General features: G+C 34.2%; 32 protein-coding genes. All 32 read left to right on the top strand.

The window, feature by feature from the left end; translation table 11 throughout:
* Position 1 precedes the first annotated feature (1 nt).
* The 32 genes from rplP (at position 2) to LQ693_RS03000 (ending at position 18,151) form a co-directional block, all read left to right on the top strand.
* Positions 2-436 carry a 50S ribosomal protein L16 gene (gene rplP / locus LQ693_RS03150; RefSeq protein ID WP_016998807.1) on the top strand — a complete coding sequence of 145 codons (435 nt, stop codon included), beginning with the start codon at positions 2-4 and terminating at the stop codon, positions 434-436.
* Complete coding sequence (gene rpmC, locus LQ693_RS03145; RefSeq protein WP_016998808.1) at positions 426-641, top strand: 50S ribosomal protein L29; 216 nt, start codon at positions 426-428, stop codon at positions 639-641. The genes rplP and rpmC overlap by 11 nt, the downstream gene beginning before the upstream one ends.
* A 23-nt stretch (positions 642-664) precedes the next feature.
* Positions 665-928 (top strand): 30S ribosomal protein S17, encoded by a 264-nt coding sequence (gene rpsQ, locus LQ693_RS03140; RefSeq protein WP_016911101.1) that lies wholly within the window; start codon positions 665-667, stop codon positions 926-928.
* A 33-nt stretch (positions 929-961) separates the two neighbouring features.
* A complete protein-coding gene (gene rplN, locus LQ693_RS03135; RefSeq protein ID WP_016911102.1) occupies positions 962-1,330 on the top strand; it encodes a 50S ribosomal protein L14 in 369 nt (122 codons plus the stop codon).
* Between the two features lie 43 nt (positions 1,331-1,373).
* Positions 1,374-1,694 (top strand): 50S ribosomal protein L24, encoded by a 321-nt coding sequence (rplX, locus tag LQ693_RS03130; RefSeq protein WP_025906789.1) that lies wholly within the window; start codon positions 1,374-1,376, stop codon positions 1,692-1,694.
* Between the two features lie 25 nt (positions 1,695-1,719).
* Positions 1,720-2,259, top strand: a complete 540-nt coding sequence (rplE, locus tag LQ693_RS03125) for a 50S ribosomal protein L5 (protein WP_025906788.1) — start codon at positions 1,720-1,722, stop codon at positions 2,257-2,259.
* A gap of 27 nt (positions 2,260-2,286) precedes the next feature.
* The gene (locus tag LQ693_RS03120; RefSeq protein ID WP_016998812.1) at positions 2,287-2,472 is read left to right on the top strand and encodes a type Z 30S ribosomal protein S14; all 186 of its coding nucleotides are present in this window, start codon (positions 2,287-2,289) and stop codon (positions 2,470-2,472) included.
* 29 nt (positions 2,473-2,501) lie between these two features.
* Complete coding sequence (gene rpsH / locus LQ693_RS03115) at positions 2,502-2,900, top strand: 30S ribosomal protein S8 (protein WP_025906787.1); 399 nt, start codon at positions 2,502-2,504, stop codon at positions 2,898-2,900.
* Positions 2,901-2,929: 29 nt separating this feature from the next.
* Positions 2,930-3,466: a 50S ribosomal protein L6 gene (gene rplF, locus LQ693_RS03110; RefSeq protein WP_025906786.1), complete on the top strand. Its 537-nt coding sequence runs from the start codon at positions 2,930-2,932 to the stop codon at positions 3,464-3,466.
* A gap of 27 nt (positions 3,467-3,493) precedes the next feature.
* Complete coding sequence (gene rplR / locus LQ693_RS03105; RefSeq protein WP_037589017.1) at positions 3,494-3,856, top strand: 50S ribosomal protein L18; 363 nt, start codon at positions 3,494-3,496, stop codon at positions 3,854-3,856.
* Positions 3,857-3,874: 18 nt separating this feature from the next.
* The gene (gene rpsE, locus LQ693_RS03100; RefSeq protein ID WP_025906784.1) at positions 3,875-4,375 is read left to right on the top strand and encodes a 30S ribosomal protein S5; all 501 of its coding nucleotides are present in this window, start codon (positions 3,875-3,877) and stop codon (positions 4,373-4,375) included.
* 16 nt (positions 4,376-4,391) lie between these two features.
* Positions 4,392-4,571, top strand: a complete 180-nt coding sequence (gene rpmD, locus LQ693_RS03095) for a 50S ribosomal protein L30 (protein ID WP_037589015.1) — start codon at positions 4,392-4,394, stop codon at positions 4,569-4,571.
* A 30-nt stretch (positions 4,572-4,601) separates the two neighbouring features.
* Positions 4,602-5,042: a 50S ribosomal protein L15 gene (gene rplO / locus LQ693_RS03090; RefSeq protein WP_049320032.1), complete on the top strand. Its 441-nt coding sequence runs from the start codon at positions 4,602-4,604 to the stop codon at positions 5,040-5,042.
* Complete coding sequence (gene secY, locus LQ693_RS03085) at positions 5,042-6,343, top strand: preprotein translocase subunit SecY (RefSeq protein ID WP_103360706.1); 1,302 nt, start codon at positions 5,042-5,044, stop codon at positions 6,341-6,343. The genes rplO and secY overlap by 1 nt, the downstream gene beginning before the upstream one ends.
* A gap of 18 nt (positions 6,344-6,361) precedes the next feature.
* The gene (locus LQ693_RS03080) at positions 6,362-7,009 is read left to right on the top strand and encodes an adenylate kinase (protein WP_025906780.1); all 648 of its coding nucleotides are present in this window, start codon (positions 6,362-6,364) and stop codon (positions 7,007-7,009) included.
* 307 nt (positions 7,010-7,316) lie between these two features.
* Positions 7,317-7,535, top strand: a complete 219-nt coding sequence (infA, locus tag LQ693_RS03075) for a translation initiation factor IF-1 (protein ID WP_001118443.1) — start codon at positions 7,317-7,319, stop codon at positions 7,533-7,535.
* A 32-nt stretch (positions 7,536-7,567) separates the two neighbouring features.
* Positions 7,568-7,681, top strand: a complete 114-nt coding sequence (rpmJ, locus tag LQ693_RS03070; RefSeq protein ID WP_003156543.1) for a 50S ribosomal protein L36 — start codon at positions 7,568-7,570, stop codon at positions 7,679-7,681.
* Between the two features lie 20 nt (positions 7,682-7,701).
* Entirely contained in the window at positions 7,702-8,067 is a 366-nt protein-coding gene (gene rpsM / locus LQ693_RS03065; RefSeq protein ID WP_048541062.1) for a 30S ribosomal protein S13, read from the top strand.
* Between the two features lie 22 nt (positions 8,068-8,089).
* Complete coding sequence (gene rpsK / locus LQ693_RS03060) at positions 8,090-8,479, top strand: 30S ribosomal protein S11 (RefSeq protein WP_025906484.1); 390 nt, start codon at positions 8,090-8,092, stop codon at positions 8,477-8,479.
* 82 nt (positions 8,480-8,561) lie between these two features.
* The gene (locus tag LQ693_RS03055; protein WP_025906483.1) at positions 8,562-9,506 is read left to right on the top strand and encodes a DNA-directed RNA polymerase subunit alpha; all 945 of its coding nucleotides are present in this window, start codon (positions 8,562-8,564) and stop codon (positions 9,504-9,506) included.
* Between the two features lie 16 nt (positions 9,507-9,522).
* Complete coding sequence (rplQ, locus tag LQ693_RS03050; protein WP_025906481.1) at positions 9,523-9,888, top strand: 50S ribosomal protein L17; 366 nt, start codon at positions 9,523-9,525, stop codon at positions 9,886-9,888.
* A gap of 329 nt (positions 9,889-10,217) precedes the next feature.
* Positions 10,218-11,024: an energy-coupling factor transporter ATPase gene (locus LQ693_RS03045; protein ID WP_025906480.1), complete on the top strand. Its 807-nt coding sequence runs from the start codon at positions 10,218-10,220 to the stop codon at positions 11,022-11,024.
* Positions 11,021-11,884, top strand: coding sequence for an energy-coupling factor transporter ATPase (locus LQ693_RS03040; protein WP_049320034.1), 864 nt, complete (start codon positions 11,021-11,023; stop codon positions 11,882-11,884). The genes LQ693_RS03045 and LQ693_RS03040 overlap by 4 nt, the downstream gene beginning before the upstream one ends.
* Positions 11,877-12,674, top strand: coding sequence for an energy-coupling factor transporter transmembrane component T family protein (locus tag LQ693_RS03035; RefSeq protein WP_119593755.1), 798 nt, complete (start codon positions 11,877-11,879; stop codon positions 12,672-12,674). Before LQ693_RS03040 ends, LQ693_RS03035 begins: the two co-directional genes overlap by 8 nt.
* A 10-nt stretch (positions 12,675-12,684) precedes the next feature.
* A complete protein-coding gene (truA, locus tag LQ693_RS03030) occupies positions 12,685-13,488 on the top strand; it encodes a tRNA pseudouridine(38-40) synthase TruA (protein WP_103360704.1) in 804 nt (267 codons plus the stop codon).
* 209 nt (positions 13,489-13,697) lie between these two features.
* Entirely contained in the window at positions 13,698-14,135 is a 438-nt protein-coding gene (gene rplM / locus LQ693_RS03025) for a 50S ribosomal protein L13 (protein WP_025906474.1), read from the top strand.
* Positions 14,136-14,154: 19 nt separating this feature from the next.
* Entirely contained in the window at positions 14,155-14,547 is a 393-nt protein-coding gene (gene rpsI / locus LQ693_RS03020; RefSeq protein ID WP_025906473.1) for a 30S ribosomal protein S9, read from the top strand.
* A gap of 365 nt (positions 14,548-14,912) precedes the next feature.
* Positions 14,913-15,824 carry a hypothetical protein gene (locus LQ693_RS03015; protein ID WP_198644249.1) on the top strand — a complete coding sequence of 304 codons (912 nt, stop codon included), beginning with the start codon at positions 14,913-14,915 and terminating at the stop codon, positions 15,822-15,824.
* Between the two features lie 14 nt (positions 15,825-15,838).
* Positions 15,839-16,279, top strand: coding sequence for a hypothetical protein (locus LQ693_RS03010; RefSeq protein WP_107509257.1), 441 nt, complete (start codon positions 15,839-15,841; stop codon positions 16,277-16,279).
* A 25-nt stretch (positions 16,280-16,304) separates the two neighbouring features.
* Positions 16,305-17,150, top strand: a complete 846-nt coding sequence (locus tag LQ693_RS03005; RefSeq protein ID WP_101152909.1) for an AraC family transcriptional regulator — start codon at positions 16,305-16,307, stop codon at positions 17,148-17,150.
* Between the two features lie 120 nt (positions 17,151-17,270).
* Positions 17,271-17,360: a 30S ribosomal protein S9 gene (gene rpsI, locus LQ693_RS13795; RefSeq protein WP_111626126.1), complete on the top strand. Its 90-nt coding sequence runs from the start codon at positions 17,271-17,273 to the stop codon at positions 17,358-17,360.
* A gap of 113 nt (positions 17,361-17,473) precedes the next feature.
* On the top strand, positions 17,474-18,151 hold the full coding sequence (locus LQ693_RS03000) for a YjjG family noncanonical pyrimidine nucleotidase (RefSeq protein ID WP_107565189.1): 678 nt from the start codon (positions 17,474-17,476) through the stop codon (positions 18,149-18,151).
* Positions 18,152-18,163: the final 12 nt, after the last annotated feature.

The following is an 18,163-nucleotide window of genomic DNA, read 5'->3' as shown; positions in this document are numbered from 1 at the left end:
AATGTTATTACCAAAGCGTGTTAAATTCCGTCGTCAACATCGTCCAAAAACAACTGGTCGTTCAAAAGGCGGAAATGAAGTAACATTTGGTGAGTACGGTTTACAAGCTCAAACAGCAGCTTGGATTACTTCTCGTCAAATCGAATCAGCTCGTATCGCAATGACACGTTACATGAAACGTGGCGGAAAAGTATGGATCAAAATATTCCCACATACACCATATACTAAAAAACCTTTAGAAGTACGTATGGGTTCAGGTAAAGGTGCAGTTGAAGGATGGGTAGCAGTAGTTAAACCAGGACGTATCTTGTTCGAAGTTGCAGGTGTTCAAGAAGAAGTTGCACGTGAAGCATTACGTCTTGCAGCACACAAACTTCCAGTTAAATCTAAGTTTGTAAAACGTGAAGAATTGGGTGGTGACACAAATGAAAGCTAAGGATATCAGAAATTTAACCACTACTGAAATTGAAAAAGAAATCAAAGAAGCTAAAGAGCAATTATTCAACTTACGCTTTCAGTTAGCAACTGGTCAACTTGAAGAGACTGCTAACATTCGAAAAGTTAAAAAGACGATTGCACGTCTAAAAACAATCGTTCGCGAAAGAGAAATCGAAGAAGAGAAAGCAGCAGATAATAAATAATCAAGTAGAGGAGGTTCATTACTGTGAGTGAAAGAAATGACCGCAAAGTTTACGTTGGTAAAGTAGTTTCAGATAAAATGGATAAAACTATTACAGTAGTTGTTGAAACATACAAAACTCATAAATTATATGGTAAACGCGTAAAATATTCAAAAAAATATAAAACGCATGATGAAAACAATTCAGCAAAAATGGGCGATATCGTTAAGATTGCAGAAACACGTCCTTTATCATCAACTAAACGTTTCCGTCTAGTTGAAATCGTTGAAGAATCAGTAATTATTTAATAGAAGTATAAAGATAAGGGAGGTCAAACAAAGATGATCCAACAAGAAACACGTTTAAAAGTAGCAGACAACTCTGGTGCTCGTGAAGTATTAACAATTAAAGTTTTAGGCGGATCTGGTCGTAAGACAGCTAACATTGGTGATGTAATCGTCGTTACTGTTAAAAATGCTACACCAGGTGGCGTTGTTAAAAAAGGTGAAGTTGTTAAAGCTGTTGTTGTACGTACTAAATCAGGTGTACGTCGTGAAGATGGCTCTTACATCAAATTTGACGAAAATGCATGTGTAATCATCCGTGATGACAAAGGTCCACGTGGTACACGTATATTCGGTCCTGTAGCGCGTGAATTACGTGAAGGTAACTTCATGAAGATCGTTTCTCTAGCGCCAGAGGTACTTTAATCTATAATGATAAAAAACAAAATTCCTAAGGAGGTGCCTACACATGCACGTACGTAAAGGTGACAACGTAATCGTTATCTCAGGTAAAGATAAAGGTAAAACTGGTAAAGTTTTAGAAGCATTACCTAAGAAAGAACGCGTAGTTGTAGAAGGTGTTAACATCATTAAAAAACACCAAAAACCAACTCAGTTCAATCCAGAAGGTGGTATCTTAGAAACAGAAGGTACTATCCACGTATCAAACGTTCAATTACTTGATCCTAAGACAAATGAGCCAACTCGTGTTGGATTCAAAGTAGTAGATGGTAAAAAAGTTCGTATCGCTAAAAAATCTGGCGAAGAAATCAAATCATCAAAAGAATAATTATTAAGTGAAAGGAGGATCCACTTTGACACGTTTAAAAGAAAAGTTTAATAATGAAATTTCTGCTGAGTTAGTTAAGAAATTTAACTATAGTTCAGTTATGGAAGTACCAAAAATCGAAAAAATAGTTGTAAATATGGGTATCGGTGATGCAGTTCAAAACTCTAAAGTTTTAGACTCTGCAGTTGAAGAACTTCAAGCAATCACTGGTCAAAAACCATTAGTAACTAAAGCTAAAAAATCTATTGCGACTTTCCGTCTTCGTGAAGGTATGCCAATCGGTGCAAAAGTTACATTACGTGGAGAAAGAATGTATGAATTCTTTGATAAATTAATCTCAGTTTCATTACCACGTGTACGTGACTTCCGTGGTATCTCTAAAAAAGCATTCGACGGTCGTGGAAATTACACTTTAGGTGTTAAGGAACAATTAATTTTCCCTGAAATCGACTATGATAAAGTAAGTAAAGTACGAGGAATGGATATCGTTATCGTTACAACTGCTAACACTGACGAGGAAGCTCGTGAATTGTTAACACAATTCGGTATGCCATTTCAAAAGTAATCTCTAATTATAAAGGAGGCTAATTAAGTGGCTAAAAAATCAATGATCGCTAAACAACAACGTAAACAAAAATTCGGAGTTCGTGAATACACTCGTTGTGAACGTTGTGGACGTCCACACTCAGTATATCGTAAATTCAAACTTTGCCGTATTTGTTTCCGTGAACTAGCATACAAAGGCCAAATCCCTGGCGTACGTAAAGCTAGCTGGTAAACTCAAAAGAATGAAAGGAGGAAACACAAATGACAATGTCAGATCCAATTGCAGATATGTTAACTCGCGTGCGTAACGCAAACATGGTACGTCACGAAAAATTAGAGTTACCTGCATCAAACATTAAAAAAGAAATCGCTGAAATCCTTAAAAAAGAAGGATTCGTAAAAAGCGTAGAATATATCGAAGATGATAAGCAAGGTGTTATCCGTATGTTCCTTAAATATGGTCAAAACAACGAGCGCGTTATCACAGGATTAAAACGTATTTCTAAACCAGGTTTACGTGTTTATGCTAAAGCTGACGAACTTCCAAAAGTTCTTAACGGTTTAGGTATTGCACTTGTTTCTACATCTGAAGGTGTTTTAACTGATAAAGATGCTAGACAACGTGGAATCGGTGGAGAAGTATTAGCTTATATCTGGTAATTATAAAATTATAAGGAGGTGCCCACATAATGAGCCGTGTAGGTAAGAAAATTATTGAAATCCCTTCAGACGTTACAGTTACTATCGAAGGTAACACAGTAACAGTTAAAGGATCTAAAGGTGAATTAACTAGTACTTTTAATGAAGAAATGACATATAAACAAGAGGACAACAGCTTAGAAGTTGTACGTCCATCTGACTCTAAAGAACATAAAACAATCCATGGTACAACTCGTGCGTTAATCGCTAACATGATTGAAGGTGTATCTAAAGGTTTCGAGAAAAACTTAGAACTTATTGGTGTTGGTTACCGTGCCCAAATGCAAGGTAAAAATATCATCTTAAACGTTGGTTATTCTCACCCTGTAGAAATCGTTGCTGAAGATGGAATCACATTATCAGTAGAGAAAAACACTAAAGTTAAAGTAGAAGGTATTTCAAAAGAACGTGTTGGTGCAATTGCATCTTATATCCGTTCAATCCGTCCACCAGAACCTTACAAAGGTAAAGGTATTCGTTACGAAGGCGAATATGTTCGTCGTAAAGAAGGTAAAACTGGTAAGTAATCATTAAGATAAGAAAGGAGCACTAACATGATCGCTAAAATCGACAAAAATAAAGTTCGTTTGAAAAGACATGCTCGCGTACGTGCTAAATTAGCTGGAACAAGCGAAAAGCCACGTTTAAACGTATATCGTTCAAACAAACATATTTATGCTCAAGTAATTGATGACTTAAACGGTGTAACAATCGCTCAAGCATCAACTGTAGATAAAGAATTTAACCTAGAGCAATCAGGTAATGTAGAAGCAGCTGCTAAAGTAGGCGAAATCGTTGCAAAACGTGCCGCTGAAAAAGGCGTTGACGCTGTAGTATTTGATCGTGGAGGATATTTATACCACGGACGTATCAAAGCATTAGCTGATGCAGCTCGTGAAAACGGACTTCAATTTTAATTTAAAGGAGGGACACTCATGCGTCGTAAAGAACAAGAAGTTAAAGAATTTGAAGAGCGCGTAGTTACGATTAACCGTGTAGCTAAAGTAGTTAAAGGTGGTCGTCGTTTCCGTTTTACAGCTTTAGTAGTTGTTGGAGATAAAAATGGTCGCGTAGGTTTCGGTACTGGTAAAGCTCAAGAGGTACCTGAAGCAATTAAAAAAGCAGTAGAAGATGCTAAGAAAGACTTAGTAACAGTTCCACGTGTTGAAGGAACAACTCCTCACCAAGTTATTGGACGTTTTGGTGCAGGTCGTGTTTTAATTAAACCAGCAGCACCTGGTACAGGTGTTATTGCAGGTGGACCAGTTCGTGCCGTATTAGAACTTGCTGGTATCACTGATATCTTAAGTAAATCATTAGGTTCTAACACACCAATCAACATGGTTCGTGCTACAATTGAAGGACTTAAAGAACTTAAAAATGCCGAAGAAGTAGCTAGTCTACGCGGTAAATCAGTAGAAGAATTATTAAATTAAGGAGGGAACAAACACTATGGCTAAATTAGAAATTACCCTCACTCGTAGCGTTATTGGTCGTCCTGAAACTCAACGTAAGACAGTTCAAGCGCTAGGACTTAAAAAAACAAACTCAACTGTAGTAGTTGAAGATAATCCTGCGATTCGTGGGCAAATCAACAAAGTAAGTCACTTAGTAAAAGTTACTGAAAAATAAATTCATCTAAAGTATTAAGGAGGTGCCAAAATGAAATTACATGAATTGAAACCAGTTAAAGGTGCTCGTAAAGAACGTAACCGTGTTGGTCGTGGTATGGCTACAGGTAACGGTAAAACAAGTGGCCGTGGTACTAAAGGTCAAAAAGCACGTTCAGGTGGCGGTGTTCGTTTAGGTTTCGAAGGTGGTCAATTACCATTATTCCGTCGTTTACCAAAACGTGGATTCACTAACATCAACCGTAAAGAATATGCAATTGTTAATCTTGATCAATTAAATCGTTTCGAAGATGGAACTGAAGTTACACCAGCGTTATTAGTAGAATCAGGTGTTGTTAAATCTGAAAAATCTGGCGTTAAAGTTTTAGGAAACGGTTCATTAGAAAAGAAATTAACAATAAAAGCTCATAAATTCTCAGCTTCAGCAATTGAAGCAATCGAAGGTAAGGGCGGAACGCATGAGGTGATCTAATGTTTGAAACGATCATTAGTTTTTTGAAGACTAAAGATATTCGTAACAAGATATTATTCACACTAGCAATGCTCGTTATATTTAAAGTTGGAACTTACATTCCAGCTCCTGGTGTTAATCCAGATGCTTTTAATCAAAATAAAGGTTCGCAAGGTATTACCGATTTGTTTAACACATTCGGTGGAGGTGCCTTGCAGAACTTCTCAATTTTAGCGATGGGTATTATGCCTTACATTACTGCTTCAATCGTAATGCAATTATTACAAATGGATGTTGTACCTAAGTTTACAGAGTGGTCTAAACAAGGCGAAGTTGGTCGTAAAAAGATTAATCAATTTACACGTTACTTCACAATTGTATTAGCCTTTGTTCAAGGCTTAGGTATGTCGTATTCATTTAATAATATGCTCGGTGGTAATTTAATTGAAAATACTTCAGTCTTAAATTATGTGTTAATAGCACTTGTTTTAACTGCAGGAACAGCTTTCTTAATGTGGTTAGGTGAGCAGATAACACAATTTGGTGTTGGTAATGGTATTTCTATTATTATCTTCGCTGGTATTTTATCTTCTATGCCAAACTCATTGATTCAGTTCTACCAACAAAGTTTTGTTGGTGCAGATGATACTACTATGGCTTGGTTAAAAGCGATTGGTTTATTCGTAGGTATGATTTTACTTACTGTTGGTGCAGTTTATGTACTTCAAGCAATTCGTAAAATTCCTATTCAATATGCTAAACGTCAAACTCAAGGTGCAGGTGGTTCATTATCTGCAAACGCAACATATTTACCTTTAAAAGTTAATGCAGCTGGTGTAATTCCTGTAATCTTTGCGATGGCATTCTTCATGCTTCCGAAGACATTAACATTGTTCTTCCCAGATCAAGAATGGGCGCAAACAGTTACTAATTACGCAGATCCATCTCATAATATTGGTATGATCGTATACGTTATTTTAATTATAGCTTTCGCATACTTTTATGCATTTGTTCAGGTTAATCCTGAAAAAATGGCAGAGAACTTACAAAAACAAGGTAGTTATGTACCAGGTATTAGACCTGGAGATCAAACTAAAAAATACATCACTAAAGTGCTTTATCGTTTAACGTTTGTGGGATCAATTTTCTTAGCTGTAATTTCTATTATTCCAATTTTAGCAATTAAGTTAATGAATTTACCTCAAGCAATACAAGTTGGTGGTACTAGCTTACTAATCGTTATCGGTGTTGCAATTGAAACAATGAAAACTTTAGAAGCTCAACTCAATCAACGTGAATATAGAGGCTTTAGAAGACGATAAGCAAGTAGGAGGGTTTTTATGAACATCATTTTAATGGGTTTACCTGGAGCAGGTAAAGGTACTCAAGCGAGTGAAATTGTTAAGAAATACCCTATTCCTCATATCTCAACTGGTGATATGTTCCGTAAAGCGATCAAAGAAGAGACTGACCTTGGTAAAGAGGCTAAATCTTATATGGATCGCGGGGAACTTGTACCAGATGAAGTGACTATAGGTATCGTTAGAGAAAGACTAGCTGAAGAAGATGCGAAAAAAGGATTTTTACTAGATGGTTTTCCTCGTACAGTTGAACAAGCTGATGCATTAAATGAAATTTTAAGTGACTTAGATCGTAAAGTAGATGCTGTTATCAACATCGAAGTTGCGGAAGAAGAACTTATGAATCGTTTAACTGGTAGAAGAATTTGTGAAGTATGTGGAACAACTTATCATTTAGTATTTAATCCGCCAAAAGTTGAAGGTGTTTGTGATCTTGATGGTGGTAAATTATATCAACGTGAAGATGATAACCCTGAAACAGTAGCAAATCGTTTAAGTGTTAATGTTAAACAAACTAAACCACTTTTAGATTTCTATGAAAATCAAGGTGTCCTTAAAAACATCGATGGTTCTAGACAAATTGATAATGTTACTGAAGATGTTATTCAAATTCTTGAATCATTATAGTAATGACGCTTTCACCCCGAATTCGCCTAGCTTTAGGTGATTCTTGAACGCGTGAATGCGTTCAATTTTAAGAATCAAGATAGTATTTAGGTTTTTGGAATACAATCGGAGTGATTACAAGAAGCGATAAGTATTTGAAGTGTTGTCGAATGCAAATCTTAAGTATTAAATCATCCCAATTTTATAAACCTGTGCTTATTCTATGTGATTTAATCACCTAAAGTATGTCTCTAATTTTGGACCAGGTTTTAAAACATGAAATACGTTTGTATTTCACGAGAATGAATAGAAAAAGGGGGAAATGATCATGGCTAAACAAGATGTAATCGAATTAGAAGGTACAGTATTAGATACTTTACCAAACGCTATGTTTAAAGTAGAATTAGAAAATGGACATGAAATTTTAGCACACGTTAGTGGTAAAATCCGTATGAACTATATTAGAATTCTACCTGGCGACAAAGTAACAGTTGAAATGTCTCCGTATGACCTAACACGCGGAAGAATCACTTATCGTTATAAATAATCGTCACTCCAAATACAAGGAGGTATACAAAGATGAAAGTAAGACCATCAGTAAAACCAATTTGCGAAAAATGTAAAGTTATTCGTCGTAAAGGTAAAGTAATGGTGATTTGTGAAAATCCAAAACACAAACAAAAACAAGGCTAATAAAAGAGAGGTGTAAATAAATGGCTCGTATTGCAGGTATTGACGTACCACGTGAGAAACGCGTAGTAATCTCGTTAACTTACGTATATGGTATCGGAAAAACAACAGCACAAAAAATTCTTAAAGAAGCAAACGTATCTGAAGACACACGTGTTCGCGATTTAACTGATGACGAATTAGGTCGTATCCGTGAAGTTGTAGATGGTTACAAAGTTGAAGGTGACCTTCGTCGTGAAAGAAACTTAAACATTAAACGTTTAATGGAAATCGCTTCATACCGTGGAATTCGCCACCGTCGTGGTTTACCAGTTCGTGGTCAAAACACTAAGAATAATGCGCGTACGCGTAAAGGACCAGTTAAAACAGTAGCGAACAAGAAAAAATAATAAGTAAAGGAGGCACATATAAATGGCACGTAAACAAGTTTCTCGTAAACGTAGAGTTAAAAAGAATATTGAAAGTGGTGTAGCTCACATCCGTTCAACATTCAACAATACAATCGTAACGATCACTGATGATTTCGGTAATGCATTATCATGGTCTTCAGCAGGTGCGTTAGGATTTAAAGGTTCTAAAAAATCAACACCTTTTGCAGCTCAAATGGCTTCAGAAACAGCTTCAAAAGCTGCTATGGAACACGGTTTGAAAACTGTAGAAGTAACAGTTAAAGGTCCTGGCCCAGGTCGTGAATCAGCGATCCGTGCGTTACAATCAGCTGGATTAGAAATCACAGCAATTAAAGACGTAACACCAGTTCCACATAACGGATGTCGTCCACCAAAACGTCGTCGTGTATAATTTTTGTTAGTTCTAATGTTCAAGAGTCACTGGATAGAAATTAATAAAGTTTAATCGACGTTTATAAGGAGGATATATTTAAATGATTGAAATCGAAAAACCTAGAATTGAAACAATAGAAGTTAGTGATGATTCTACATTCGGTAAGTTCGTTGTTGAACCGCTAGAACGTGGTTATGGTACAACACTAGGCAACTCCTTACGTCGTATCCTATTATCTTCATTACCAGGTGCGGCAGTTAAAAATATCGAAATTGAAGGTGTACTTCACGAATTCTCAGCAGTTGAAAATGTAGTTGAGGATGTTACTACTATCATTATGAACATCAAGAAATTAGCTATAAAAATCTACTCTGAAGAAGACAAAACACTTGAAATCGATATTAAAGATGAAGGTGAAGTTACTGCGAAAGATATCATGCATGACAGTGATGTTGAAATTTTAAATCCAGATTTAAAAATTGCAACAGTTTCTAAAGGTGGACACCTTAAGATGCGCTTAATTGCTAATAAAGGTCGCGGATATGCTTTAGCTGAACAAAATAACACAAGTGATTTGCCAATTGGTGTCATTCCAATCGACTCACTTTATTCTCCAGTAAATCGTGTGAACTATACAGTTGAAAATACACGTGTAGGGCAAAGTAGTGATTATGATAAATTAACAATCGATGTGTGGACAGATGGTTCATTATCTCCTCAAGAAGCTGTTTCTTTAGGTGCTAAAATCATGACTGAACACTTAAACATTTTTGTTAACTTAACTGATGAAGCACAAAATGCTGAAATCATGATTGAAAAAGAAGAAGATCAAAAAGAAAAAGTACTTGAAATGTCTATCGAAGAATTAGACTTATCAGTACGTTCTTATAACTGTCTAAAACGTGCAGGAATTAATTCTGTACAAGAATTAGCAGACAAATCTGAGGCAGATATGATGAAAGTTCGAAACTTAGGTCGTAAGTCTCTTGAAGAAGTTAAATATAAATTAGAAGATCTTGGTCTTGGTTTAAGAAAAGAAGACTAATAAAGGAGGTTAATTCATGGGTTACAGAAAATTAGGTCGTACTTCTGATCAACGTAAAGCAATGTTACGTGACTTAGCTACTCAACTTATCGTTTCTGAACGTATCGAGACTACAGAAGCTCGTGCTAAAGAAGTTCGTAAAGTTGTTGATAACTTAATTACTTTAGGTAAAAAAGGTGATCTAGCTTCACGTCGTAGAGCTGCTCAAACGATTCGTGACGTTAAAATCTTAGAAGATGACAAAACAATTACTGCATTACAAAAATTATTCAATGATGTTGCGCCACGCTATGAAGAGCGTCAAGGTGGATATACTCGTATCATGAAAGTTGGTCCACGTCGCGGTGACGGTGCTGAATCAGTAATTATTGAATTAGTATAATCTATTCTTTATTGGAGTGACGAAAGTCACTTCAATCATTTCTATATAAATACAATTTATTTAACACACACAAAGCAAATGAGTGCAATGATAATGTTTACCACACATAGATATTGTCTAGCTCAGAGTACTCCACCACATTTGAATGACTTATCGCGTGAACTCGTCTATGGTGGAGTGCGCGCTTTTTTATTTTAAATCCGTTTTTACGGATTTTTTTTATTGCATTTTATTTTATAATAGGTAATATGTTTAAAGTAATTAATGCTTACAATTTCGTATGTATACTGTAAAATATATAGTAATTAACTTGTTGAAGGATGAATGTTATGGTGCAGGAAAATTTGATTAGGTTCTCGAACGTTACATTTAAATATGATGAAAATGAACCAGCTGCACTTCGCGATGTTTCGTTTAATATACAAAAAGGCAAGTGGACATCCATTGTCGGGCATAATGGTTCTGGAAAGTCTACAATTGCTAAATTAATGATGGGTATTAATCAAAATTATGAAGGTGAAATCGTTGTTGATGGCATCCTACTGTCGAACGATACAATTGATGAAGTGAGAAGACATGTAGGTATTGTATTTCAAAATCCTGATAATCAATTTATTGGTTCAACAGTGGAGTATGATGTAGCATTCGGTATGGAAAATCAAAGTATAGACTATCATGTAATGCATGAAATAGTTGATGAGGTATTAACGGAAGTTGGCATGTCAGACATGAAAACATTCGAACCAAGTCATCTTTCAGGTGGACAGAAACAACGTGTCGCGATTGCAGGCATATTAGCTATGTCACCAGACATTATGATTTTAGATGAAGCGACAGCTATGCTTGATCCTGAAGGTAAAGAGAGTATTATGAACTTAATTAAATCTATTCAAAGTGAACACCACTTAACAGTTATCTCTATTACACATGATTTAGAAGAAGCTGTTAATGCTGATGAGATTATTGTGATGAATAAAGGTGAAGTTTATAAACAAGACATACCTGAAGAAATATTTAAGCAAGGTGCCTATTTAACTGAAATTGGCTTAGACTTACCTTTTGCTATGAGAATGAACTACTTGCTCAATCATAATTATGAATATACAACATTCGAACAGTTGGTGAATCGAATATGAAAATAACGTTTGATCACGTTACTTATGACTACAGTATAAAGACACCTTATCAATATAGAGCTTTAAATCAAGTTTCGACGACATTCACAGAATCTAAATTTTATGCCATTGTTGGCCAAACAGGTTCTGGTAAATCAACATTAATTCAGCACTTAAATGCTATATTAAAGCCGACAGAGGGACAATTAACAATCGGTGATACGAATATTACGAAGAAGACGAAATCAAAGAAATTAGCGCCTGTACGTAAAAAAGTAGGTATCGTCTTTCAATTTGCAGAACATCAATTATTTGAAGATACAGTTGAAAAAGATATTATTTTTGGACCGCTCAATTACGGTATGGATAAAGAAGCAGCTATTCAAAAAGCAGAATCTCTTATGGATTTGTTAAACATGGATCGTAGCATATTAAAGAAATCGCCATTTGAGCTCTCAGGTGGTCAGAAACGACGAATAGCCATTGCTGGTGTATTAGCTATGGAACCTGAAATACTTGTCCTTGATGAGCCTACAGTGGGCTTAGATCCGAAAGGACAACATGATATGATGGAACTCTTCAATGACATTCATGAAAATCTCGGTATTACGGTTATATTAATTTCACACCAAATGGATATCGTACTTAAATATGCGGATGAAGTTAAAGTCATTAAAGCTGGAGAAATCGTTGCAGAAGATAAGCCAGTTAATATTTTTACAAATAAAGAACTTCTGAATCAAACGCATCTTGAACCACCTAATATTATTAAACTTCAACAAGCAGTTGAAGCTAAATATAATATGAAGTTTGATCAAATCGCGACAAGTGAAGAGATGTTTAAAGATATGTATGAAAAGCAGGTGAAGCCTCATGACTGATAAGTTAATAATCGGGCGATACATACCTGGTAATACAATTATTCATCGATTAGATTCACGCATGAAAATGCTGTATGTATTTATATTTATGATATTAATATTCTTTTGTAATTCATGGGCATCTTATGGCTTTATGGTGTTAACCGTGTTAATCATTATGTATTTAGCACAAATAAGATTTTGGTTCTTAATTAAAGGACTAACACCTGTTATGCTGCTGTTTATTTTTACGTTCATCATGCATTTAATTGTGACGAAAGGCGGACCAGTCATTATTGATTTAAAGCTATTCACAATTGAACAAAATGGTGTTGTACAAGGTGCATTTATTGTTTTAAGACTTGCGCTTTTAGTGATGATTTCAACAATCATGACGTTAACAACAAGTCCGATAAGCTTAACAGATGCAATAGAATCAATGTTGAGACCATTAAAAAAGGCTAAGTTCCCAGTACATGAACTTGCAATGATGATGTCCATATCCCTTAGATTTATCCCAACATTAATGGATGAATTAGATAGAATCATAAAAGCACAAACATCGAGAGGATCTGACGTAACAGCAGGTAGTATATTTAACAGGTTAAAAGCTATTATTCCACTACTCATACCAATGTTCATATCGGCTTTTAAACGAGCAGATGACTTAGCAGTGGCTATGGAAGCTAGAGGTTATAATGCTTCAAATCAACGAACAACCTATCGTAAATTAAAATGGAAACTAAGAGATAGTATTGGATTCGCAACAATTATTGTTGTTGCGATAGCATTATATTTATTAAGGAATTGAGGTGCAGACTTTGAGATTGTTAGTGAAAATTTCATATCACGGTGGACAGTTTATGGGATTTCAAATTCAACATCATGAACGAACTGTGCAATATGAATTTGAGAGAATTCTAAAAAGAATGCATCAAACATTTGTAAGAATACATCCTTCAAGCAGAACCGATAAAGGCGTGCATGCTATTGAGCAGTATTTCCATTTTGATACACCATTAAATATTAAACCTGATAAATGGGAATATGCTTTTAATTCAGCATTGCCTAAAGATATACATGTACAAAGTGTAGAACAAATTGATGAAGACTTTCACTGTAGGTATGATTGTGTAGGTAAGAAATATCGTTATAAAGTTTATATCGATCCAGAAAGACATGTATTTGAACACGACACAAAAGTACAACAAAAGAAACCTGTTGATATTGATTTGATGAATCAAGCTGCACAACATTTTATAGGTACACATGACTTTACAAGTTTCTGTTCACAAAAGACTGAAGTACAAAATAAAGAACGTACAATTTATCAAAGTGAAGTCGTTAAAACTGATGACGGATTTGAATTTATCGTCACAGGATCAGGCTTTCTTTACAATATGGTAAGAGTAATGGTTGCTTATTTAATACTCGTCGGTGAAGGGAAGAGAAGCGGTGATGATATTCATCAGCTTCTAGAAGAAAAAGATCGAAACAAAGTACCACATACAGCACCAGCACATGGGCTATATTTAGAAAAAATTTACTTAGATAAAGCAGAACTTATTAATGAGTTCGGAAATGATATCAAAATATATAATAAAAAGTCTTCAGAAAATGTTTAAAACCAATTGACAAAAAGACAAATAAATTATATTATAGACAACGGTATTGTTTTATATCACCACCACGATAAGCCCCGGAATCTTATTGTGTTTTAAGATATAGAAGCAGGAATCAGACTAAGGAAATAAGATGTATGTATGAAGCTTTGGTACAGGTTAATATATACATCTTAACCCAGAACTTTTTTAAAATTTAGGAGGACACTATAATGCGTCAAACATTTATGGCTAATGAAGCAAACATCGATCGCAAATGGTACGTTGTTGATGCTGAAGGACAAACGTTAGGTCGTTTATCATCAGAAATCGCATCAATCTTACGCGGTAAACATAAAGTAACTTACACACCACACGTTGATACAGGAGATAACGTTATCATCATTAACGCTGAAAAAATCTACTTATCAGGTAATAAAGAACAAGATAAAATTTACTACCGACACTCAAATCACCCAGGTGGATTAAAATCAGTATCTGCTGGTGAATTAAAAGAGAAAAACCCAGTTCGTTTATTAGAAACATCTATCAAAGGTATGTTACCTAAGAGCAAACTTGGTGAAAAACAAGGTAAAAAATTATTCGTATATGCTGGTGCAGAGCATCCACATGCTGCACAACAACCTGAAAACTACGAGTTACGTGGTTAATTAAGAGGAGGATACTACATTGGCACAAGTTGAATATAAAGGCACAGGTCGTCGTAAACATTCAGTAGCACGTGTACGTTTAGTACCTGGTGAAGGTAACGTAACAATTAACAAACGTGACGTACGTGACTACTTACCATTTGAATCATTAATTTTAGATTTAAACCAACCATTTGATGTAACTGAAACAAAAGGTAACTACGATGTTTTAGTAAACGTTCAAGGTGGAGGTTTCACTGGACAAGCACAAGCTATCCGTCACGGAATTGCACGTGCATTGTTAGAAGCAGATCCAGAATACCGTGGATCATTAAAACGCGCTGGATTACTTACACGTGACCCACGTATGAAAGAACGTAAGAAACCTGGTCTTAAAGGTGCTCGTCGTTCACCACAATTCTCAAAACGTTAATATGCCAAAGTTGTTGCGAACTTGTTCGCTTACAAATTTGTGTTCAATTGAATCAACGTTTAAAGCACTCTTTGGATTATTCCAAAGAGTGCTTTTTTGTGGTTTTATTGATGTATTCAATTACCTTTTAGTTACCCCTAGGGGAACTATTTTGTGTGAAGCTTGCTTAAAAATCAATGATATGAAACTGTTTGAAACTATATGAAATGACCTGGTTTTTCTCTGGTATTTATACATATTACATATTTTTTGAATGTGTATATACTTATTGAATATTAAATTAACTTCCTTCCTATAATTTCTGTACAAATTTAATAGATAATATTTCTCTATTATTTTATATGATGTATGTATGGAGGGATGGTATGAAATATTTTGGCGATGCATCATTGTGTTATAGTAATTCTTTGTTGATGTTATTGGAATCATATGGATATGAATACACTATTGAGTACATTGAAGCTATTATGTCTATGGGAAATGGAGCGACTTTAATTAACAATAACTCACAATATCCATTGGTATATTTTGATAATGGATTACCTGATAAATCAATTTCCAATACTCTGAATATTTTGGGGTATGGTTTTGAGGAATTTTATGTAGAAGATATTGAGGTAAATGTTTTAGAAGAAGTAATACACAAACTCAATAAATATTTGGAAAATGGAAGTGTAATTGCTGGGCCAATAGATATGGGGTATTTAAAATATAATCCAAATCATAGTAATTTATTAGGTGTCGATCACTTTGTATGTATAACGAAATTTGTAAAAAGTAATATCTATTTACATGATCCGGCAGGATTTCCATTTATGAAAGTGCCTCTTAAAGAGTTTATTAAATCTTGGGAAGCTAAAAATATTGAATATAAACGTGGATCTTTTTCAATGTGGGGCAACTTAAAAAAAGTATCAGAACCTTGTGATAGAAAGATATATAATTCGGTAATAAGTATTATCAAAACTAGATATATGCATAGTGAAGAAAATGTAATAGAAAATTATGCAGAAGCAATATTTCAAAATGGTCTAAATGAAATGCAAGAAGAAATGCATAAATACTTTAGTTTTAGATTGGCATCTGTTAGAAATCTTTATATAAGTAATTTTTTAAGAGAATTTGATAAAGAGAAGGCATTGATTAAAGAAAAGATAGCAATCAATTTTAGTAAAGCACATATTGAAAGTGTGAATAAAGAGTTCAAGAAATTATCAAATACTTTAAAAGAAATATCAATATTAGATAATAAGTTTAAACAGTTATGTATTAATTAGGAGGAGGAAAAACTATGAATGAAATATTAAAAACAGAATTAGGTAATGTACAGAAAGTTCAAATAGATAAGCTTCATTTAATTTATTCAGAGATTGACAATAGCATAGAAGATCAGCAGAAAGGTTGGCCGGAATTTGAAGCGAAATTTCCATCTCTTACAGGGCGTAAGCTTTTAGGTTTAGATTATGGTGAAAAAAACAAATATCGAATGTGTTCGATTGTTAAAGAAGAAGATAATGGAGATACATTTGGATTTAAAACTTTTATGTTTGAAGGAGGTACTTTTATGAGATTACGTTTAAATTATGAGCCTCCTGAACTTTATGAGAAAATAGGTCCTGCATATAAATTGCTTATAAGTAACTATGATCAACAAATTGATTGGTCATTACCCTTCATTGAACAGTATAAAGCTAGAAATATTCTTGATATAATGGTACCAGTTAAACAATAAAATAGATTAAGCAAGGAGATTGTTTATGGTAATCATTAAATCATTTAACGATACCATTCGTTATATTGAAAATGTTCTTGATGATGAAATTGATGAAGCTGAAATTACTCGATTATCAACTTATTCTTATGCTATGTTCAGTAGATTATTTTCAATTTTAACGAATATGACTTTATCTGAATATATGCGATTAAGAAAATTGTCTAAAGCTGCAATAGAAATAAGGAGTTCAGATATAAAAATAATTGATGTAGCCATAAAATATGGTTATGAATCTTCTGATGCTTTCACTCATGCGTTTAAATTATTTCATGGTGTTACACCGAGTGACGTTAGAAGAGGTTTAGCTTATAAAGTCATATCACCTATACAATTATCCCTCAGTGTTAGAGGTGGTAAAGACATGGAGGTTACTATCCAAAGAAAAAAATCAATTTATGTTTGTGGCGTTCTTTTAGAAAATATTGATGCTGAACAATGTTCAAATGCATGGTTAGAGCTATATAAAAGATATAGTCATAAAGAATTATCTCATTTTGGTAATGGAAAATCATATGGAGTATGCTTGATAACAAATGAAGCGAATAAATTAAATTATATGGCTTCATATGATATTAGAAAGAGTGAGATTGATAAAAAAATGAATTTAGATTTTATGGAAATTGAAGAAACAGAATATGCTATTATTAAATTAAAAGGCAAAGTTCCAGAATGTATACAAGAAGGCTGGAAATACGCAATGGAAGTTTTCTTTCCTGAAGAAGGATACCGTCATTCTGGCAAACCAGATTTAGAAGTATATTTTGAAGGAGATATGAAAAAAGAAAATTATAGTATGGAACTTTGGATTCCAGTTGAAAAAGAAAATTGAAATAACCACCGGCCAGCAGTTTATTTAGTTACCCTTTAGTTACCCCTGAGTGATATTTGGCGCTATTCTATGCAATCGAAAAAATCAGAAATCCTTTAATATCAATGCTTACGATAGTCTATACAACTGTACGAAATCCTAAAGTTTTTTGAACGTAAGAAACCTGGTCTTAAAGGTGCTCGTCGTTCACCACAATTCTCAAAACGTTAATATATTTCAAATATATCAAGGTTTCAACACTTCTCGAACAACTTCGAGGAGTGTTTTTTTATGTAATGGTATAATATATTCCATAACCTTATAGACTAAAAGGGGTTTTTTCGATGTATAAACATATTTTATTTGATTTGGACAATACGTTATTAGATTTTAATGCTGGTGAAAGGGAAGGGATTATGGCGGTTTTTGAATCTGAGGGTATTGTGTTTAATGAATTGAATTTTAAACAGTATCAGGATATTAACAAGCGTTTATGGTTAGAGCTTGAGCAGGGCAAGGTTTCTAAGGATGAAGTGTTAACGACTCGCTTTAAAGAGTTTTTTGAGCTATTTGATTTAAATGTTGATGCGCGTGCTAAAGAGGCTATTTTTAGAAAGACATTGAATGATAATCATGAGCTGGTTGATGGTGGGAAAGATATATTAAGTTATTTGAAAGAAGCGGGTTATCATCTTTATAGTGCTTCTAATGGTGTTTATAATACTCAGATGAAACGCATGAATGACGCAGGTATTTTTGATTATTTTGATGATCATTTTATTTCAGAGAAAATTGGATTTGAAAAGCCTCATAAACAATTTTTTGATCATTGTTTAAATGTTATTAAAGACGATGATGTGTCACATTATTTAATGATAGGAGATACGTTAACATCTGATATTGCTGGTGCTAATGAATATGGTATTGATTCATGTTACTTTGACCATCAAAATCTTGGTAACGGCGATCTTGCGACATATGTTATTAATCATTTAGAAGCGTTAAAGGATATATTGAAATAAGCTGAGACGTAT

The sequence above is a fragment of the Mammaliicoccus sp. B-M6 genome, from assembly GCF_022386965.1.
Lineage (GTDB): Bacteria > Bacillota > Bacilli > Staphylococcales > Staphylococcaceae > Mammaliicoccus > Mammaliicoccus sciuri_A.
This window is presented reverse-complemented; position numbering and strand designations above follow the sequence as displayed.

Bases quoted from the DNA above. Each gene is read 5' to 3' on its own strand.
- LQ693_RS03055 (WP_025906483.1), top strand. From the start codon at position 8,562: ATGATTGAAATCGAAAAACCTAGAATTGAAACAATAGAAGTTAGTGAT.
- rplP (WP_016998807.1), top strand. From the start codon at position 2: ATGTTATTACCAAAGCGTGTTAAATTCCGTCGTCAACATCGTCCAAAA.
- LQ693_RS03010 (WP_107509257.1), top strand. From the start codon at position 15,839: ATGAATGAAATATTAAAAACAGAATTAGGTAATGTACAGAAAGTTCAA.
- rplF (WP_025906786.1), top strand. From the start codon at position 2,930: ATGAGCCGTGTAGGTAAGAAAATTATTGAAATCCCTTCAGACGTTACA.
- rpsM (WP_048541062.1), top strand. From the start codon at position 7,702: ATGGCTCGTATTGCAGGTATTGACGTACCACGTGAGAAACGCGTAGTA.
- rpsH (WP_025906787.1), top strand. From the start codon at position 2,502: ATGACAATGTCAGATCCAATTGCAGATATGTTAACTCGCGTGCGTAAC.
- LQ693_RS03040 (WP_049320034.1), top strand. From the start codon at position 11,021: ATGAAAATAACGTTTGATCACGTTACTTATGACTACAGTATAAAGACA.
- rplM (WP_025906474.1), top strand. From the start codon at position 13,698: ATGCGTCAAACATTTATGGCTAATGAAGCAAACATCGATCGCAAATGG.
- rpmJ (WP_003156543.1), top strand. From the start codon at position 7,568: ATGAAAGTAAGACCATCAGTAAAACCAATTTGCGAAAAATGTAAAGTT.
- rpmC (WP_016998808.1), top strand. From the start codon at position 426: ATGAAAGCTAAGGATATCAGAAATTTAACCACTACTGAAATTGAAAAA.
- rpsK (WP_025906484.1), top strand. From the start codon at position 8,090: ATGGCACGTAAACAAGTTTCTCGTAAACGTAGAGTTAAAAAGAATATT.
- LQ693_RS03005 (WP_101152909.1), top strand. From the start codon at position 16,305: ATGGTAATCATTAAATCATTTAACGATACCATTCGTTATATTGAAAAT.
- LQ693_RS03035 (WP_119593755.1), top strand. From the start codon at position 11,877: ATGACTGATAAGTTAATAATCGGGCGATACATACCTGGTAATACAATT.
- LQ693_RS03000 (WP_107565189.1), top strand. From the start codon at position 17,474: ATGTATAAACATATTTTATTTGATTTGGACAATACGTTATTAGATTTT.
- LQ693_RS03080 (WP_025906780.1), top strand. From the start codon at position 6,362: ATGAACATCATTTTAATGGGTTTACCTGGAGCAGGTAAAGGTACTCAA.
- rplQ (WP_025906481.1), top strand. From the start codon at position 9,523: ATGGGTTACAGAAAATTAGGTCGTACTTCTGATCAACGTAAAGCAATG.
- rpsE (WP_025906784.1), top strand. From the start codon at position 3,875: ATGCGTCGTAAAGAACAAGAAGTTAAAGAATTTGAAGAGCGCGTAGTT.
- infA (WP_001118443.1), top strand. From the start codon at position 7,317: ATGGCTAAACAAGATGTAATCGAATTAGAAGGTACAGTATTAGATACT.
- rpmD (WP_037589015.1), top strand. From the start codon at position 4,392: ATGGCTAAATTAGAAATTACCCTCACTCGTAGCGTTATTGGTCGTCCT.
- secY (WP_103360706.1), top strand. From the start codon at position 5,042: ATGTTTGAAACGATCATTAGTTTTTTGAAGACTAAAGATATTCGTAAC.
- rplR (WP_037589017.1), top strand. From the start codon at position 3,494: ATGATCGCTAAAATCGACAAAAATAAAGTTCGTTTGAAAAGACATGCT.
- LQ693_RS03045 (WP_025906480.1), top strand. From the start codon at position 10,218: ATGGTGCAGGAAAATTTGATTAGGTTCTCGAACGTTACATTTAAATAT.
- rplX (WP_025906789.1), top strand. From the start codon at position 1,374: ATGCACGTACGTAAAGGTGACAACGTAATCGTTATCTCAGGTAAAGAT.
- LQ693_RS03015 (WP_198644249.1), top strand. From the start codon at position 14,913: ATGAAATATTTTGGCGATGCATCATTGTGTTATAGTAATTCTTTGTTG.
- rplN (WP_016911102.1), top strand. From the start codon at position 962: ATGATCCAACAAGAAACACGTTTAAAAGTAGCAGACAACTCTGGTGCT.
- rplO (WP_049320032.1), top strand. From the start codon at position 4,602: ATGAAATTACATGAATTGAAACCAGTTAAAGGTGCTCGTAAAGAACGT.